We start from the raw sequence: 19,335 nt of genomic DNA on the forward strand, positions 1-19,335 counted from the left end.
GGTGCACTTCAAGCCAATCCCCCACTTCCTGTTCTTGATGGCACGCCCGATTCAGGCGGCGTGCGACTTCCTGCCGCGACGCCGGGCCCGCAGGCCCGACGCTGGTGGCGGGTATCAGACGACACTGATACCGCTCTGGACCCACAGATGGTGCGAGGGGTCCTCCTGGGGAGTGTAGACGTTGTACTGCACGCCGTTGTCCGTCTGCGTGGCGCCCGGCGCCCAGGTTGCGCCGGTCATGTGTACGGTGTCGTGGCTGTCGCCCAGAATCAGCAGCTTGTCGGTGCTGGCGTCGGTGACCGACAGCAGATCGCTCAGGCTCAAGGTCAGGTTGACCTTGCTCGACTGGTTCAGGTCGATGACCTCGATGTTGTTGATGCGCGCCGCCAAGTTGCTCAGGTCGATATCGGCATCGCCGCCGCTCCACTTCAGCGTATCGGTCCCGGCACCGCCGTCCACCGAGGCGAACGTCTGGTCGTAGATGACGATGGTGTCGTTGCCGTCGTGACCGTGCAAAGTGAGCGCCCCACCCTGGGCGCCATCGAGCAGATCATCGCCCGAAGTGCCTTGCGGGTCGTGCCGGTCGCCGCCGGCAACGGCAGTGTGATCGGCGCTGGTGTCGTCACTGGCGAACGACGCCAGGCGCGCGAAGGTAGCCGGCGCGGCGGCGTTGTTGAGGTTGATGGTCAGGGTGGCGGTATCGCTGGCTCCGGTCGGGTGGTTGAGTTGATAGGTGAACACGTCGGTCTGGCCAATCACGGCGCTGCCCTGGTTCAAGGTGGGTGTATAGGCATAGCTGCCATCGGCATTGACCAGCAGCGCGCCATGGGCACCGGCAATGGTCACGCCATTGACTCCGGGCAGAACGAAGGCGCCGGCACTCAGCACGCTGAGTGAGGTGTACGAGGAACCCAGTACATCGGCGCCCGCCCCGGTCAGCAGGTTGCCCACCGCCGTGGTAGCGCTGCCGACCACGAAGGTGCTGGTGGACGTCGCCTCCTGACGTACCGCTGCGGTATAGCTCGATGCCACTCCCAGGCCACCGTTGGTGACGACGAGGCGGTAGGTGCCGGCAGTCTGGTCCTCGACCCGCACACCCAGCCCAGCACTGCCGACCGCGATCAGGTTGGCACCCGAATAGGACCCTACCTGAACATAGGTGCCGTTGGCCTGCAGCTTGGACAGCACGAAGTTGACCGGCGACAGCAGCGACAGGCCGCTGCCGGTGACCGACAAGGTCAGGTCGCTCAAGGTGTTCGGCGCCACAGTGAATGTGAACTCGCCGCGACCGCCGAGCAAGCTGCTGTCATAGCGACCGATCGTGGCCGTGGTGTCGGTGAATTGGCCGACCAGGCTCAACGCGCTCGCCGCCGTGTCGTTGATCGCGTCCACCAGGGTGGCATTGGCGGCCAGGTTGCTGGGGTTCCACACCTCGTTGACGTTGGCGCTGTCGATGCGCACGTACAGATGGGCCGTTGAGCTCAAGCCATTGGGGTGCACCAACTGGTACTGGAAGTCCTCGACCTTGCCCACGCTGGCGACTGCCCCGCTCGGGTTGTAGGTGTACTTGCCGGTGGAATCGATGGTCAGTTGGCCGTACAGGCCCTGCACCATGGTGCCCGCACCGGCCGTCACGTAGGTGCCGTTCTTGAGTACCTGCAACACCGCCCCGTTGTCCGGCCCAGTGCGGTCGGCCAGGCCGTTCACACCCGGATCGGTGATGACGTTGCCGTCCAATGCCGCCGGGGTTCCGGTGAACTGGGTCAGGCTGGTGGTCACGAACTTGATCTGCGTGGTCAGGCTGTCGAGCAGCGAAACCAGACTGCTGGCGACCGTCAGGCGATAGTTGCCGGCCTGCAGCAAGCCGATGTCGGCCTGCACCTGGTTGGTACCCAGCCCGATCAGATTGAGCAACTGCGGATTGGTCGTGCTGTTGGCCAGGGTTACCCAGTTGCCGGCGGCGTTCTGCACCTCCAGAGCGAAAGCCGAAGCTGGCAGCACACCGAGCACGGCGTTGTTGGTCACCGTGATCAACGGATCGGTCACGGTACCGGCAGCCACCGTGAAACCGAACGCCTTCACCTGGCCCAGCAGCAGGCTGACACTGGTGTTGGTGTACTCGCTGGCCACCGTGACCGGTGTGATGTTGACCGTAGCGGTTGCCAGGTTGTTGGAGGCGATCACCGGCTCGTTGGCGTCGATGTCCGGTGCCACCACAGCCGCGCCGGCGCTGACGTTGCCACGCCCGTCGGTGAGCGTGACACTCAGGCGCTCGCCGTTGATCTGCGCGGCGGTCAAGGCCACGGTGAAGGTGCCATCAGCCCCCACGGTGACCGGCGCCACGTTGAGCACGACGCCGTTGGCCGCCTTGACGCTGACCGTGGCGCCCGGCTCGCCGGTACCGCGCAGGGTCAGGCCATCGCCCGCCACTACCAGCCCGGTGGCCAGGCTCGGTGGGGTCAGGTCCGGCGCGGTGGTGGTGGCCGTCGGCGAAACGTTGGCGGCGGCATCGGCCTGGCTGACGGTCAGCACCTGGCTGTTGATCTGCGCGGCATTGAGGGTAACGCTGTAGGTGCCGTTGGCGGCGACCAGCGCCGTGCCCAGCACGCTGGCGCCACTGCGCACAGTGACGGTGGCCCCCGCCTCGCCGGTGCCTGAAACCACTGTACCGCTGGCACTGATAGTGGCGGTTGGCGCAGCCGGTGGCGTGGTGTCGGCCACACCCAGTTGGCCCGCTGCGGACACGTTGCCGGCCGCATCGGTGAGGGTCACGCGCAGCGCGCCACCGTTGAGCTGCGGCGCAGCCAGTGTCACGGTGAACAGACCCAGCGCGTTCACCGGCCCTTCGGCCAGCAGAGCGTTATTGGCCCCGTAGACCTTGACGGTGCTGTTGGCTTCGCCCACGCCGCTCAGGCTCACGCCGCCGACCAGCAACAGCGCGGTCGGTGCGTTCGGCGCGGTGGCATCCCGGGCCGTGAGTGTGGTGATCGGCGACGTCAGCCCGGCGGCATCGGTCTGCACCACGGTCAATTGCTGACCATTGAGCTGCGCGGCGCTGAGGCCGACGCTGAAGTTGCCGCTGGCATCGACCACGGCATTGCCCAACGCCACGCCGCCGACGCTGACGGTCACCCGCGCGCCCGCCTCGCCCTGCCCGGTCACGGTGCTGCCATTGGTGGCCAGCGCGACGTTGACCAACGCCGTCGGTGGGGTGGTGTCGAGTGCCAGGAACGGCGTGCCCACCGACACATTGCCGGCGGCATCGGCCAGCTTGACGCTGAGCAGTTGGCCATTGAGTTGCGGGCTGCTCAAGGTCACCGCAAAGGTGCCATTGGGCAGGACGGTGGCCGTGCCGATGGCAACCCCTGCAGCGTTGTAGACGGTCGCGATGGCACCGGCTTCACCGGTGCCGCTGAGGGTCTGCCCGGCATTGCTCAGGCCAGTGATCACCGGTGCCACGGGTGCGATGATATCGGGTGCAGCGATGCTGACCGCCGTGGACACGTTCTGCGCGGCATCCACCTGCACCGCCGTCAGGGTACCACCATTGGCCTGGGCCACTGGCAGCACCACGGCAAAGCTGCCGTTCAAACCGACCACGCCAGTGCCTACCACTACGCCGGCGGCATTGGTGACCCGCACGGTGGCGCCTACCTCGCCTCGGCCGGTAACGAGCGTACCGGTACCGTTGACGTCCAGTGCGGTGATGGGCACTGGCGCGGTGCTGTCGACCGAGGTGTAGAAGGTCGCGATCGACGTGAGCGCACCTTTGGTGGCGTGCAGTTCCAGCACCTGGCCGTTGGCTTGGGGTGGATTGAGGGTCACGGTAAAGGTCGTACCGGTGGTGACACCGGTGCCGAGCACGGTCCCGGCGGCGTTGCGCACCACCACGGTAGTGCCCGCCTCGGTGGTGCCGGTCAGGGTCACGCCGTTGCTGGTGATGGTGCTGACCTGCGGCGCGGCCGGTGGCAGCTCCACAGGAATGTTCAACGAGGCGATACCCGAAGGATTGCCCGCCGCATCGGTCTGGATCACGGTCAACAGCTGACCACCGAGGGCAGCCGGCAGCAGCGGCACCTGGAAGTTGCCATTGACGTCGACCACCGCCGTGCCAAGCACCACAGGGGTCTGCCCGAGCAGCAACCCGACAGTCACGGTCGCCCCGGCCTCGCCTTTGCCGGTGAGCACGGTGCCAGCGGCATTCACCACCAGTTGCGTGGCCAGGCTCGGTGGGGTGATATCGGGAACGGTCAAACGTGCCAGCGCGGATTTGTTACCAGCCGCATCCTGCGCGTACACCTCCAGTGTCCCGCCATTGAGTTGTGCCAGGCTCAGCGGCACGCTGAAAGTGCCATTGGCACCGACCAGCACGTTGCCCAACGCCGCGCCCTGAGCGTTGCTCACGAACACCCTTGCGCCCGCCTCGGCCGTGCCGTTGAACAGCAGGCCGTTGGCGCTCAGGCCCAACCCTGTCGGCAGCGCCGGTGGGGTCAGGTCAGGGGCGTTGACGGTAACCCCGGCGGAGGTGTTCCCCGCAGCATCGCGCTGGACCAGCAGCAGGGCTTCGAAGTTGGTCTGCGGGGTGCTCAGGGTCACATTGAAGGTGCCGTCCGCGGCCACCACGGCGGTGCCCAGTGTCGCGTTCAGCGGACCGGTGACGGTCACCGTCGCGCCGGCTTCGCCGCGCCCGGTGACGATACGACCGTCGGCGCTGACCGCCGTCAGGGTCAATGCCAGTGGCGCGGTGACATCCGGTACGGCAAAGTTGAACGGCAGCGAGACGTTGCCAGCCACATCGGCCTGGGTCACGACAAGCAACTGGCCGTTGAGCTGAGGGGTAGCCAGGTTGACGGTGAAATTACCATCGACATCGGCAGTCGCCGCGCCGATCTGCACGCCCAGCACGTTCTTGACCACGATGCTCGCGAGCGCTTCGCCGCTGCCGGTCAGTTGCAGGCCGTTGGTCGACACCGCCAGGTTGACCAGTGCGGTCGGAGCCTGAAGATCGCTGGCAGTAATGGTGACCACGGCGGAGGCGTTGCCGGCGGCATCGACCTGGCGGACGCTGAGCACTTCGCCGTTGATCTGCGCCACGCCGAGCGTGACGCTGTAGGTGCCATCGGCGTTGACCGTACCGGTGCCCACCGACACGTTGAGGTTGTTGCGGATGATCAACTGCGCGCCGGGCTCGCCGGTACCGGTAAGCAGCGTACCGGTCGCGTTCAGCGCCAGAATGGTCGGCGCCGCCGGAGGCGTGGTGTCGCCGGCCAGCAGGCTGCCGGGGCCCGAGACATTGCCAGCCGCGTCGGTCAGCGTCACCACCAGCGACTGACCGTTGAGCTGCGCCGGCAACGTCACCTGGAAGGTACCATCGGCGGCTACGGTAGTCGCCGTGCCCAGCGTCACGCCTGCCGCGTTCTTCACCAGCACGGTGGCATTGGCTTCGCCCACACCACTGAGCACGGTACCGCCGGCATTGAGCAGCAGTTGCGTCGGCGCAGCCGGTGGGGTCAGGTCCGGAGCGAAGATCGGTGTGCTCGCACCCACGTTGCCGGACACATCCGTCTGGGCCACGGTCAGCGGCTGGTTGTTGATCTGCGCCGGCGACAGGGTCACGACGAAGCTGTTGTCAGCTGCCACTTGCGTGCTGCCCAGGACTACCCCGGCGGCGTCGCGCACGGTCACCGTGGCGCCAGGCTCTCCCCGGCCGGTGACAGTGGCACCGGTGGTGAGGTTGATTGCGACCTGGGTCAGCACATCAGGCGCAGTGGTGTCCGGCGAATTGATCGTCGCGATTGGCGAGACATTGCCTGCGGCATCGGTCTGCACCAGGTTCAGGAGCTCGCCGGTGATCACCGCTGGTGTCAGGGTGACGCTGAAATTGCCCGCCGCCGACACCGGGCCGCTGCCCAGTACGGTACCGTCCAGCCGGGTCACGCTGACCACAGCACCGGGCTCGCCCTTGCCGGTCAACAGGCTGGTGAGTGCGCCGTCATTGCTGATGGCGATGTTGGTCAAAGGCACCGGTGCGGTGATGTCGCCCGCCAGAATGGCGCCTGGCACCGACACGTTGCCCGCGGCATCGGTCAGGGTCACGCCCAGGGCCTGGCCGTTGACCTGCGCCTGGCTCAACACCACCTGGAAGCTGCCATCGAGCAGGACCGTGGCGGTGCCCAGAGTGACGTTCTGAGCGTTGGTGACCGTAACCAGTGCACCGGGTTCGCCCGTGCCGGTCAGCACCAGGCCCTGGTTGATGACCGCCAGATCGGCCGGCGCTGCGGGTGGCGTACGGTCGCCGGCGAGGGTGACGAGGGGCAGCGAAGCGTTGCCGGCCAGGTCGGTCTGCACCACGCTCAAGGCCTGGCCGTTGAGTTGTGGCGTGGCCAGGTTGGCGACGAACACCCCTGTCACTGCGACCACGGCGGTGCCCAACACTACGTTGCCGGGGCCTGTGATCACCACGGTTGCACCGGCTTCGCCGCGCCCGGTCAGGACCGTGCCGTCGAGGCTGACCGACAGTGCGCCTAGGTTGGTGGGGGCGGTCACGTCCGGCGCCGTCAATTGCGCCGGCAGCGAGGTCAGCGCGCCGTCGGCGGCCGTGACCTGGAGGATCTCGCCATTGAGCTGGGCAGCAGAAAGCTGCACCTGGAAGGCGCCGCTGCCATCGACGGTCGCAGTGCCCAGAACGGTCCCCTGCAGGTTGCGCACGGTGATCAGGTTGCCGACATCACCCTGGCCCACCAACTGCAGGCCGTCGGTGCTGAGCACCAATGCGGTCGGTACATCCGGGCCATTGGTGTCCGGTGTGGTGACGGTGGCGACGGTCGAAACGTTGCCGGCCAGGTCGGCCTGGGTGACGCTGAGCAAGGTACGGTCGCCGGAGATCGGATCGAGCGTCACGGTGAAATTGCCGTTGCCATCGACCGTGGCCGTGCCGACCGAGATACCGCCCACGCCGAGTACGGTGACTTGCGCGCCGATTTCGCCCTTACCGGTCAACAGCGCGCCGTCGGCGCTGACCACAAGGTCCGTGACCGGGTTCGGCACAGTGGTGTCGGGCGCGACCACGAGGGTGGTCGACGACACGTTGCCCGCCGCATCGGTCGAGGTGACCAGCAAGGTCTGGCCATTGGTCTGCGCCGCTCCCAGAACGACTTCGTAGCTGCCGTTGGGCGCGACTGTGGCGCTCCCCAGCACATTGCCCTGGGCATCGCTGACGATCACCGTGACCACGGTGCCCGGTTCCGCAACACCCACCACTGCCCCGCCGTTGAGGTCGACGGCAGCGGTAGGAGCCGCAGGCGGCGTTCTGTCCACCGCCGGCACCAGCGCCGTTGGCGAAAGATTGCCGGCCACATCGGTCTGCGACACCGCAAGGTTGCCGCCGCCCAACTGCGCGACCGAGAACGGTACGGTGAAGGTGCCGGTAACGCCGATGACGACGCTGCCCAGCGCAGTACCGTCGGGCGCGAGCACGGTAACGGTGGCGCCCACTTCGCCGCGACCGGTCAGTTGGGTGCCATCGGCACTGGCCACCAGATCGGTCAGTGCGCCCGGCGCGGTCAGGTCGAGGGCCTGCACTTGCGCAGGCACCGAGACCCGCGCACCGAGGCTGGCAACCACTTCCAGCTGTTCGCCGTTAAGCTGCGGGCTCGACAGCGCGACCGTGAAAGCACCGTTGCCATCGGCCACTGCGGTGCCCAGCACCACGCCGGTGGCACTGCGTACGGTCACGGTATTGCCAGCATCGGCCAGACCGCTCAGCTGCAGGCCGTTGCCACTGAGCAGCAGCGCGCTGGGTTGGTCCGGACCGGTGCCGTCGGGTGCAGTAACATCGACGTCGTCCGACGCGTTACCCACGGCATCTTCTTGGACAACGGTGAGCACGTCCCCCGGGGCGACGGGGGCAGTGAGGGTGATGAGGAAGCTGCCCGTGGCACCGACCACGCCAGTGCCGATCACGGTGCCGCCCGCGTCGCGCACGGTCACCTCGGCAGCCGGCTCGCCGCGGCCAGCCAGCAGATCGCCATTCGGGCTGATCACCAGCGCGGTGACCGGCGCAGGCGGGGTCGTGTCCAGCGCCAACAGCGTGGTGCTGGCGGACACGTTGCCGGCGGCATCGGTGGTGGTTACCAGCAAGGTCTGGCCGTTGGCCTGCGCAGTGCCCAGGTCGACCTCGTAGCTGCCATCGGCTGCCACCGTGGCAGTGCCCAGCACATTGCCTTGAGCATCGCTGACGATGACCGTGACCCGCGTGCCGGGTTCGGCGGTGCCGGTCACCAGGGTGCCGGCAGGATTGAGCACTGCTGCTGGAGCGTCGGGCAGCGTGCTGTCGCGAGCAATCACGGTCACGGCTGGCGATGGGTTGTTCCCGCCGTCCACCTGCACGGCACTGAGCACTTGACCATTGGTCTGCGCGACGTTCAGCGACACGGTGAAGGCGCCGGTGACGCCAACGGTTGCGGTGCCGAGCACGGCGTTGTCGGGGCCGCGAATGGTCACGATCGAGCCTGCCTCGCCGCGCCCGGTGACCTGGGTGCCGTCGAGGCTGACCAGCAGGTTGCTGATCAGGCCGGGCGGCGTGGTGTCGGCTACCGTGATCAGCGCAGGCAGCGATACCAGCGCGCCGCTGGTGGCGATGACTTCGAGGGTTTCGCCATTGGTCTGGGCTGCGTTCAGTGCGACCTGGAAATTGCCCGTGGCGTCCACCACTGCCGTGCCCAGTACCACGCCCGTCACGCTGCGGACGGTAATGGTGTTGCCGACATCGCCCTGCCCGCTGAGGGTCAGGCCATTGCCGCCCAGCAGCAGCGCAGTGGGTTGATCGGGACCGTTGACATCCGGGGCGACCACGACGGTTGCCGTCGAAACGTTGCGGGCCGCATCGGTCAAGGTGACGTTGAGCACCTCGTTTTCGGTGGCGGCGCGCAGCAGCACGACAGTGAAAATACCGTTCGGACCGACCGCTGCGGTGCCTAGCACGTCACCGTTGACGGCGCGCACGGTGGCAGTGCTGCCGATTTCGCCCTGGCCGACCACGGTCAGACCATCAAGGCTGACACCCAGCGCAGTGGGCGCATCCGGCGCGGTGAGGTCGGCTGCGATCACGGTGATGCTGGTCGAGGTGTTGCCGGCGGCATCGGTCGACGTGACCAGCAGCGTCTGGCCGTTGGTTTGCGGAAACGCCAGGTCGGCCTGGAAGGTGCCGTTGGCCGCGACTGTGGCCGTGCCCAGCACATTGCCCTGGGCATCACTGACGACGACCGAGACCACGCTGCCGGGTTCTGCCTTGCCGATGACCGCCCCGCCCTGCGGCGTGAGTACTACATCGGTCGGCGCTGCCGGCGCCTGCAGGTCCGGTGCGATCAGCGTGACGTTGGCGGAGAAGTTGCCCGCGGCATCGACCTGGGTGACAGTGAGCTGCTGCAGGTTCACCTGAGGATTGTTCAGCGTGATGGTGAACTGGCCGCTGGCGTTGACGTCGGCGCGGCCCAGCTCGGTATTGCCGAGCAGTACGCGAACCGAAGCACCGGCCTCGCCGCGACCGCTGACCACCAGACCATCGGCGCTGATGATCACTTCGCTTAGTGCCGTTGGCGGGGTGATGTCCGGCGCCTGCAGCGCAACCGGCACCGAGACGTTGCCGGCCGCATCGGTCTGCAGCACGTCCAGAAGCTGGCCGTTGGCCTGGGCCGGATCGAGCACCAGGCTGAACGTGCCATTGGCGGCAACCACGGCCGAGCCGAGCACGGTGCCGGCAAGGCTGGTGACGGTGACGGTCGCACCGGCTTCGCCGCGCCCGGTGATCAGGCTACCGTCGGCATTGATGACAGGCGCCACCACCGCCACCGGTGCAAGGGTGTCGCGGCCAACCACAGTGCCCACCAGGGACAGGTTGCCCGCGCTGTCGCCGAGGGTGACCCTCAGGGTACCGCCGTCGATCTGCGGCGCGTCCAGGGTGATCTGGAACGTGCCGTTGGCGTTCACGGTGCCGGCGCCGACCTGGACGCCCAGGGCGTTGCGCACCACCACGTTGGCACCCGCCTCGCCGGCGCCGGTCAACACTGTGCCGACATCGTTGAGCACCAGCGCCACCGGCGCCTCGGGCGCGGTCAGGTCAGGCGCGATCAGGGTCACACCCAGCGACAGGTTGCCGGCCGTATCGGCCTGGGTCACGGTGAGTACCTGCAGGTTGGTCTGGGCCGGCACCAGGTTGACCGTGAAAGTGCCGTCCGTGGCCACCGTGGCGGTGCCGACCGACTGGTTCAGCGCATTGCGCACGGTGACCTGAGCACCGGCCTCGCCGCTGCCGGTAACCAGCGCACCGTTGGCGCTGAGCTGAACGTTGGCAAGCAGGTCAGGCGCGGTGGTATCTCCGGCAGTCAGCGGCACCGGAATCGAGACACGACCCAGCGCGTCACTGGCCTGCACGCTCAGCACTTCGCCGTTGCGTTGCGGCGCATCGAGCAGGATGCTGAACGTACCCAACCCATTGACCGTACCACTGCCCAGCAGCACGCCCGTGGTACTGGTAACGCGGATGAGCGCCCCCGCCGAACCGGTGCCGGTCAGGATCGCGCCTTCCAGGGTCAGCAGCAGATTGGCCGGAGCGATCGGCGCACCGCCGTCCGGGCCGTTGACCTGCGCCGGCAGCGAGGCGTTGCCGGCGGCATCGGTTTCGATCACGGTCAGCACGTCGCTGAGGGTGGCAGGCCGGTTCAAGGTAATCAGGAAAGTACCGTTCGCATTCACCGTGCCGGTGCCGAGCAGATCGCCGTTGGCGGCGGTGATGCGCACCGTGGCGTTGGCCTCGCCCGAGCCGCTGAGCAAGGTGCCGTCGGCGCTGACCACCAGATTGCTGACCGCTACCGGTGGGGTGATGTCGGCTGCCAGCAGGGTGGCCGACGCCGAGGTATTGCCTGCGGCATCGGTGGCCGTGACGCGCAGGGCCTGGCCATTGGCCTGGGCAGACGCCAGGGTGATGGCGAAGGTGCCATCGCTGCCGGCAACGCCGCTGCCGATGACCTGGCCCTGGGCTCCGGTGATGCTGACGGTAGCACCTGCCTCGGTGACACCCGAAAGCAGCGTACCCGCCAGGCTCAGCGACAGCCCGGTCGGCACTACCGGAGCGGTGATGTCGGCTGCCTGCAGGCTGAAGGTGGGCGAAACATTGCTGGCGGCGTCGACCTGCACCAGCGACAGCGTCTGCCCATTGAGTTGCGGACTGCTCAAGGTAACGCTGAAACTACCGTCCGCGCCAACCACTGCGCTGCCCAGCGATACGCCAGCGGCACTGCGCACAGTGACCGTGGCACCGGCCTCACCACTGCCGCTGACCAGCCGTCCGTCGCCGCTGAGCAGGACATTGAGCAGTGCGGTCGGCGCAGTGATGTCCGGGGCGGTCAGCGGCGTGGCTGGCGAGGTGTTGCCCGCCGCATCGCTTTGCGTGACGGCCAGCAATTGGCCGGCTGCCTGCGGCGTGTCCAGGCTGATCTGGAAGCGGCCATTGGCGCCTACCACGCCACTGCCGACGAGGTCGCCGTTGGCATTTCTGATCTGAACGGTTGCACCGATCTCGCCAGTACCACTGAGCAACGACCCGGTGCTGTCGAGTACCAGCGCAGCGGGCGCCAACGGAGCCAGGGTATCGCCTGCCTGCACGCTGACCACCGCCGACTCGTTGCCGGCCGGGTCGCGTTGCGACAGGGTAAGGGTCTGGCCATTGTTCTGGGCTTGATTCAGGTTGACGCTGAACACGCCATTTGCATCGACCACGCCGGTGCCCAGCACCCCGCCATTGCTGGCGAACACGGTGACCGTGGCACCTGCTTCGCCACGCCCGCTGACCACCAGGCCATCGGCGCTTACCAGCGGCTGCAGCACGCTGTCGGGCAGGGTCAGGTCAGGTGCGGTCACAGTGGCCGGCACCGAGCTGTTGCCTGCCCCATCGACCTGGTTGACCTGCAAGCGTTGCGCATCTATCTGCGGCGGCGTCAGCGTCACGCTGAACTGGCCGCTGATACCGACGATGGCCGTGGCGATGGCCACGCCGGCCGGGTTGAGTACGGTGACCGTCGCGCCTGCTTCGCCGCGCCCGGTGATCAGGCTGCCATCATTGCTGATGACGACATTGGTCAGCGCGGGAGCCGTGCTGTCGATGGCCGTGAGCTGGCCCGGCAGCGAATTGAAGCCACCGCTGCTGGCGACGACATCCAGTTGTTCGCCATTGATCTGCGCCGCGCTCAAGGTCAGTTGGAACGTGCCATCGGCATTGACCGTGGTGGTGCCCAGCACGCCAGTGGGGCCGCGCACGGTGATGGTGTTGCCAACGTCGGCAATACCGCTCAGGCGCAGACCATCGGCGCTGAGTACCAGCGCGGTGGGTTGATCGGGGCCGTTGGCGTCGGGCACCGTCACGCTGGCGGGCAGCGAAACATTGTCGAAACGGTCGGTGAGCGTCACGCTCAGCACGGCGTTCTGTGCGACGGGTGTCAGGGTGACGAGGAAACTGCCAGTCGGGCCGACGGTGCCGGTGCCGATCTGCGTGCCTTGGGCATCGAACACGGTGACCGTCGCACCGACTTCGCCTTTGCCGGCCAACAGCGTACCTGCAGGATTGACCGCAAGGTCGGTGGCCAGGTTGGGCGCGGTGAGGTCGGCAGCAATGACGGTGATCGAGGTGGACACGTTGCCAGCGGCATCGGTGGAGGTCACCAGCAGCGTCTGGCCATTGGTCTGCGGGGTATTCAGGTTGACCTGGAAAGTGCCGTTGGCGGCGACGGTCGCGGTGCCCAGCACATTGCCCTGGGCGTCGCTGACCACCACCGACACCACCGAGCCAGGCTCGGCCTGGCCAGTGACGGCCGAGCCTTGCGCCGTGAGCACGACGTTGGTGGGCGCGCTCGGCGCCTGCAGGTCAGGCGCGGTCAGGTTGACGTTGGCCGACAGGTTGCCGGCGGCATCGGCCTGGGTCACGGTGAGCGATTGCAGATTGATTTGAGGCGTGGCCAGCGTGACCGAGAAGCGGCCATCGGCGCCGACCGTTGCGGTGCCGAGTTCGCCGCCGGCACTGGTCAATACCCGCACGGTCGCGCCCGCTTCACCCACACCGGTAACGACCACGCCATTGGTGCTGATGGAGACGTTGTTCAGCGCGATGGGTGCAGTCACGTCCGCGGCGATCAGCGCCACCGGCAGCGACAGGTTGCCCGCCGCGTCCACCTGCTGGACATCGAGCACCTCGCCATTGGCTTGCGCAGGCACCAGGTTGACGACGAAGCTGCCGGTCGCACCGACCACAGCACTGCCAAGTACGGTGCCATTGGCCGCGGTCACGCTGACGGTCGCGCCCACTTCACCCTTGCCGGTCAGCAGCGTGCCCGCCACATTGAGCTGCAGACCGGTGACCACGCCCGGTGCGGTAACGTCGGCGACGGGCAACGCCGCCGAGGGCGAAACGTTGCCTGCCGCGTCCGTCAACGTCACTTGCAAAGTGGTGCCGGTCAACTGCGCCGTGGTCAGGGTGATCTGGAACGTGCCATTGGCGGCCACGCTACCGTTGCCGATGATCACGCCTGCCGCATCGCGCACGGCGACCGTGGTGCCCGCCTCGCCGACACCGCTTAGAACGGTGCCCTGGGCGTCCAGGCTCAAGCCCGACGCAGCCAGTGGAGCGGTGAAGTCCGGGGCGGTAACGCTGACCGCCGCCGAGACATTGCCACCCGCATCGGTCTGGGTGGCGGTCAGTACCTGGCGGTCGATCAGTGCCGGAGTGAAAGCGATGCTGAAGGTGCCATCGCTGCCGACCGTACCGGTGCCGAGCAATTGGCCCTGGGCGCCGCGCACGTTGACCGTGGCACCGACCTCACCCGTACCGCTCAAGGTGCTGCCGTTGGCGCTGAGCTGGACATTGTCGAGGGCATCGGGTGGCGTGGCGTCCAGCGCCGTGAGCAGGGTCGGCACCGACACGCGTACGCCGTCGCTGGCCTGCACGCTCAGCAGCTCGCCGTTGTTCTGCGCCGGCGACAGGGTCAGGCTGAACTGGCCGGAGGCATTGACCACGGCCGAGCCAAGTACTGCGCCTTGCGCATCGACGACGGTCACGGTGTTGCCGGCCAAGGCAGTACCGGTGAGCGTCACGCCATCGAGGCTGATCACCAGGTTGCCCGGGGCGACCGGCTCGCTGCCGTCCGGCCCGGTGACGGTGACGGGTGTCGATGCATTGCCGGCCGCATCGGTCTCGATCACGTTGAGGACGTCGCTCTGCAGCGCCGCACGGTTCAGGGCAATGACGAAAATACCATTGGCACCCACGGTGCCGGTGCCGATCAGGTCGCCGTTGGCGGCCCGTACGGCGACGCTGGCGCCCACTTCCCCGGTGCCCGACAGCGTCAGGCCATTAGGACTGATCGCCAGGTTGCCGACCGCAATCGGTGCAGTGGTGTCGGCGGCGACCAGAGTGCTGGCTGCCGAGTTGTTGCTGGCCGCGTCGGTAGCCACGGCCTTGAGGCTCTGGCCATTGGTCTGGGCCGCGCTCAAGGTGATGCTGAAGGTACCGTTGGCTGCCACTGTACCGGTGCCCAGCAACGCGCCTTGTGCATTGGTGATGCGCACGGTGGCGCCGGCTTCGGCGGTACCGGTCAGCACCAGCCCGCTGGCATCCAGTGCCAGCGCGGACGGGGCGCCAGGCGCAGTCACATCGGCAGCGCTCACGAAGGTGGTCGGCGAGACGTTACCGCTTGGGTCGGTCTGGGCGGCGCCCAGGCGCTCGCCGTTGACCTGAGCGCTGGCCAAGCCAACGCTGAAGGTGCCATCACTGCCCACCACGGTGCTGCCAAGGACGGCGCCGTTGGCCGCGCGAACGGTGACCGTGGCCCCGCTCTCACCGGTGCCGGTCACGCTCAGCCCATCACGGCTCAGGAGAACATTGGCCAGGGCACCGGGAGCGGTGCTATCGGCAGCGGTGATCGCTACCGGCACCGAGGTCTGGCCGGCGCCGTCAGTCTGGGTGACCTCCAGCAACTGGCCGTTGGCCTGGGCCGGAGCGAGGCTGACCTGGAACGTACCGTTAGCCGCGACCACAGCATTGCCCAGCTCGACGCCATTGGCACCGACCACGCGCACCGTGGCACCCGCCTCGCCCACGCCGGTCAACACGGTTCCGCTGTTGTTGAGCTGCAAGGCAGCGGGTGCGGCAGGCGCATCGGTGTCGGGTGCTTGCGCGAGGGCGACGGGCGAGCGGTTACCGGCAGCGTCGCTCTGGCTGACGCTGAGGTTCTGGCCGTTGGTCTGGGCAGCGTTCAGGGTAACGCTGAACAAGCCGTCGCTGCCCACCGTTGCCGTGCCCAGGGTGACGCCGTTGGGCGCGAGCACCGTAACGGTGGCGCCGACTTCGCCACGTCCGGTCAGGGTCAGGCCGTCGTTGCTCACCGCCAATTGCGAGAGCACGGCGGGTGCGGTGAGGTCGGGCGCGATCAGGTCGACGGCCGTGGCGCTGTTGCCCGACGCATCGGTCTGGACGACCTGAAGCTGTTGGGCGTCCAGTTGCGGTGGGTTCAAGGCGACGCTGAAGGTACCGTCGGTGGCGACGGTGCCGGTGCCGATCACCGCGCCGTTGGCGCCACGCACAGTAACGCTGGCACCCGCTTCACCGCTACCGGTCACGGTAGCGCCGTTGGCGCTGATGGCGATGCCGCTCACCGGGTCAGGCGCAGTCGAGTCGAGGGCGGTGATTTCGACCGGCACCGAGGCTTCGCCCAGCGCGTCTGTGGCGACCACCGACAGCACTTCACCGTTGGTTTGCGGCTGGGTCAGGGTAATGATGAACGTGCCGTTGGCGGCCACGGTCGCCGTGCCCAGCAGGTTGCCCTGGGGGCCGAAGACGTTGACGGTGTTGCCGGCGCTGCCGGTGCCGGTCAGCTGCAGGCCGTCACTGCTCAATGCCAGATTGCCAGGCGTGCCCGGGCCAATCGCGTCGGGTGCGGTGATGAAGACCGGGGTCGAGACGTTGGCGGCGGCGTCGGCTTGCACCGCGCTGAGCAGGTCGCCTTCGACGGCGGCCGGCGCCAGCGCCGTGCTGAAATTGCCGTTGGCGCCGACGGTGGCGATGCCGATCACCACGCCTGCAGCATTGCTGATGGTCACCGTGGCACCCGGCTCGCCGCGCCCGGTCAGGGTCAGGCCGTCGGCGCTGATCAGCAGGTTGGTGACCGCATTCGGCGCGGTGGTATCCGGCGCCGTAAAGGGAACCGCTGCCGAGCTGTTGCCGGCCGCATCCACGGCGCTCAACGTCAGTGCCTGGCCGTTGGCCTGGGCACTCGACAGGGTGATTTGGAAAGTGCCGTCGGCCGCGACCAGAGCGGTGCCCAGCACCGTGCCGGCCGCATTCTTGACCGACACCGTGGTACCGGCCTCAGCCACACCCGAGAGCACGGTACCGCCGGCATTCAGAGCCAGGTTGCTCGGCGCCACCGGCGCTTCCAGATCAGGTGCGGTCAGGGCGACATTGGCCGAGGCATTGCCGGCGGCGTCCTGTTGACCGATGAGCAGCTCCTGGCCGTTGGTCTGTGGCGGAGCCAGGGACAGATTGAAGGTGCCATCGGCCGCCACCACGCCGGTGGCCAGCAGCACCCCGCCCGCGCCGCTGACAGTGATGGTATCGCCCGGTTGGCCACGGCCGCTCACCAGGCTGCCGTCGGCACTGATGGTGACCTGGCTCAAATCCACGCCGGCAGTGATATCAGGTGCCGTCGTCGGCACTGCGGCGGAAAGATTGCCTGCCGCATCGGTCTGGGTGACGCTGAGCACTTGCCCATCGGCCTGAGCCGGCGCGAGAGTGACGACAAAGTTGCCGGCCTGATCGACCGTGCCGGTGCCCACTACATTGCCTTGGGCATTGCGTACGATCACCGTGGCACCCGGCTCGCCGGTGCCGGTCAAGGTTGCTCCATCGGCGCTGAAGCCGAGGTTGCCGACGGTGGCTGGGGCCGTGCTGTCAGGTGCCACGAACGGCACCGGTACCGAGGCTTCGTTATCGAAGTCTGTGGCGATGAGCGTCAGCGTCTCGCCATTGGTCTGGGCCTGGCCGAGGGTGATCGAAAAGGTGCCATCGGCATTGACGATGGCACTGCCGAGCAAGACGCCCTGGCTGGTGAATACACGTACGGTGTCGCCAGCATTGCCGGTACCTGTCAGGGTCAGGCCGTCCTGGCTCAGGTTGAGGTTGTCTGGAGTGCCGGGGCCGATGTCATCGGGCACCAGCATGCTGAACGTGGAGGTGACGTTACCGTTCTCGTCGGTCTGCGTGGCAGTGATCGGTTCATTGGGGGTGAGGCGCAGTGCAAAACGGATGAAAAAGCGGCCGAAAGCATTCACCACCGCGCTGCCGATGGCGTCGCCAGCGGCGTTGGTGATGGTTACGGTGTCGCCCGCCTGACCACGGCCGCCGCAGGAGAAACCATCGGCGCTGACGACGAAATCGGTGATCGGTTCGGACACGCTGAGGTCCGGCACCTGCAACTGGCCAGGCAGCGACGCATTGCCCGCCGCATCGGTGGCCACCACGCTGAGGGTTTCGCCGTCGATCTGGGCGGCGCTCAAGGTGATCTGGAAGATGCCGCTGGCGTTGGCCGTACCAGTGCCGAGCAGGTTGCCGGCGGCGTCGCGCACCGCCACGGTAGCGCCTGCTTCGGCGCGCCCGCTGAGCACCAGACCGCTGCCGTCGATGCTCAAATTGCTCGGCGCAGCTGGGGCCTCGATGTCCGGGGCCAGCACGTTGGCGGGCAACGAAACATTGCCTGAGGCGTCGGTCAGCGTAACCGCCAGCCCCTGCCCGTTGGCCTGTGCAGGGCTGAGGTCGACGCGGAAATTGCCGTTGGCGTCCACGGTCCCGGTAGCGATCAGGTTACCGGCCGCATCGGTGACATTGACCACCGTGCCGGCCTCACCGCGACCGGTCAGCACGCTGCCATTGGCGCTGACGGCCAGGTTGGTCGGCGCGTTCGGAGCAGTGATGTCGGGAGTCGGGTCGGGCGTCGGATCAGGGGTCGGGCCAGGCGTCAGGTCAGGCGCGATCAGGCCTGCGGCGGGCGATTGGTTGCCCGCTGCATCGGTTTGCGTGGCGCTCAAGGCTTCGCCGTTGATCTGCGGCGGGGTCAGGGTCAAGTTGAACGTGCCGTCGGCCGCTACCACGGCCGAGCCCAGGACCACGCCGGTGGCCGTGGTCACGGTGACGGTAGCGCCGGGCTCGCCGGTGCCGGTCAAGGTGCTGCCATCGGGACTGAGCGCCAGTGCACCGGGCGCTGCGGGCGCAGTGACATCGGGTGCGGTGATGACCACCGGGTCCGAACTGTTGCCCGAGCCGTCGGTGATGATCACTTCCAGCGATTCACCGTTGGCCTGAGGCGTGGGGAACGCCACCTGGAAATTGCCATCGGCATCCACGGTTCCGCTGCCGACCACATTGCCTTGCGCATCGCGAATGGTCACCGCTGCATTGCTTTCGGCGCTGCCCGAAACGCTGCTGCCATCGGCGGCGAAACTGAGCCCGGTCGGGGCGCCCGGTGCCGTCGTGTCAACGGGCGGTACCGGTTCCACGGGAGGTACGGGCGCACCGCCGCCACCACCGCCACCACCGCCTCCGCCACCCACTGCAGCCGTGGTAGCGCCTACGCCCACCAGGCCGAACGCGGCGAGCAACCAGCCAGGCGTGGCACCGCTGGCGGCCGCACCGGCCAACAGCAATTCGTCCACGGTCGAGGCTTCGGAGAAGGTAAAGCCGGTGAAGGGTTCGCCGTAGTTGGCCTGCCAGAGAAAACCATCCTGGCCTTCGAAGACCAGCTCGCTTTGTTGCCCTGCCGCATCCACCTTGAAGAAGTCTCCAAGCGTGATCTGTTCACCGGATTTGAGCGAGATGGTCAGGTTGTTGCCGGAACGCGTGGCCGAAGCGACATCGCCGGGATCCACTGGCAGTTTGACCAGACTGGTATCCAACAGCTTTATATTGCCCCAGGCGATTTCCGAGGTGCTTTCCGCCGACTTCGCAGCAACAACGATACTGTCCATACCTACTCCTAGCAGATTCTTGCAGTGCACTACGGGGCACTGCACAAACAACTTCACTCACACTGGGCGCCGACCGACGCCAGTGATTCAAGGTCTCTTCTAGTACTTGTCCCGAACGGGATGCTGCACACTGGGGCGATTCATCCGTAACAGCCCGGCTGTACGATGAACAATTGACAATTTCCCATGACGAGCCCACCTTAAACTTTTAACTGCTTGTTTTAGATCGACTTATGCAAAACCTTAAACTTGATTACTGCTTTATGGCGCTGC

Annotated in this window: 1 protein-coding gene; it reads right to left on the bottom strand. The window is 67.2% G+C overall.

Features of this window, described 5'->3' with window-relative positions; genetic code table 11:
• Positions 1-114 precede the first annotated feature (114 nt).
• Positions 115-19,062, bottom strand: a complete 18,948-nt coding sequence (locus IFT57_RS18785) for a BapA/Bap/LapF family large adhesin (RefSeq protein WP_192152290.1) — start codon at positions 19,060-19,062, stop codon at positions 115-117.
• Positions 19,063-19,335: the final 273 nt, after the last annotated feature.

Source organism: Pseudomonas sp. CFBP 13719, assembly GCF_014842095.1.
Classification (GTDB): Bacteria; Pseudomonadota; Gammaproteobacteria; order Pseudomonadales; family Pseudomonadaceae; genus Aquipseudomonas.

What these genes read in the sequence shown, in the direction of transcription:
- IFT57_RS18785 (WP_192152290.1), bottom strand. Translation starts at nt 19,062, where the DNA reads ATGGACAGTATCGTTGTTGCTGCGAAGTCGGCGGAAAGCACCTCGGAA.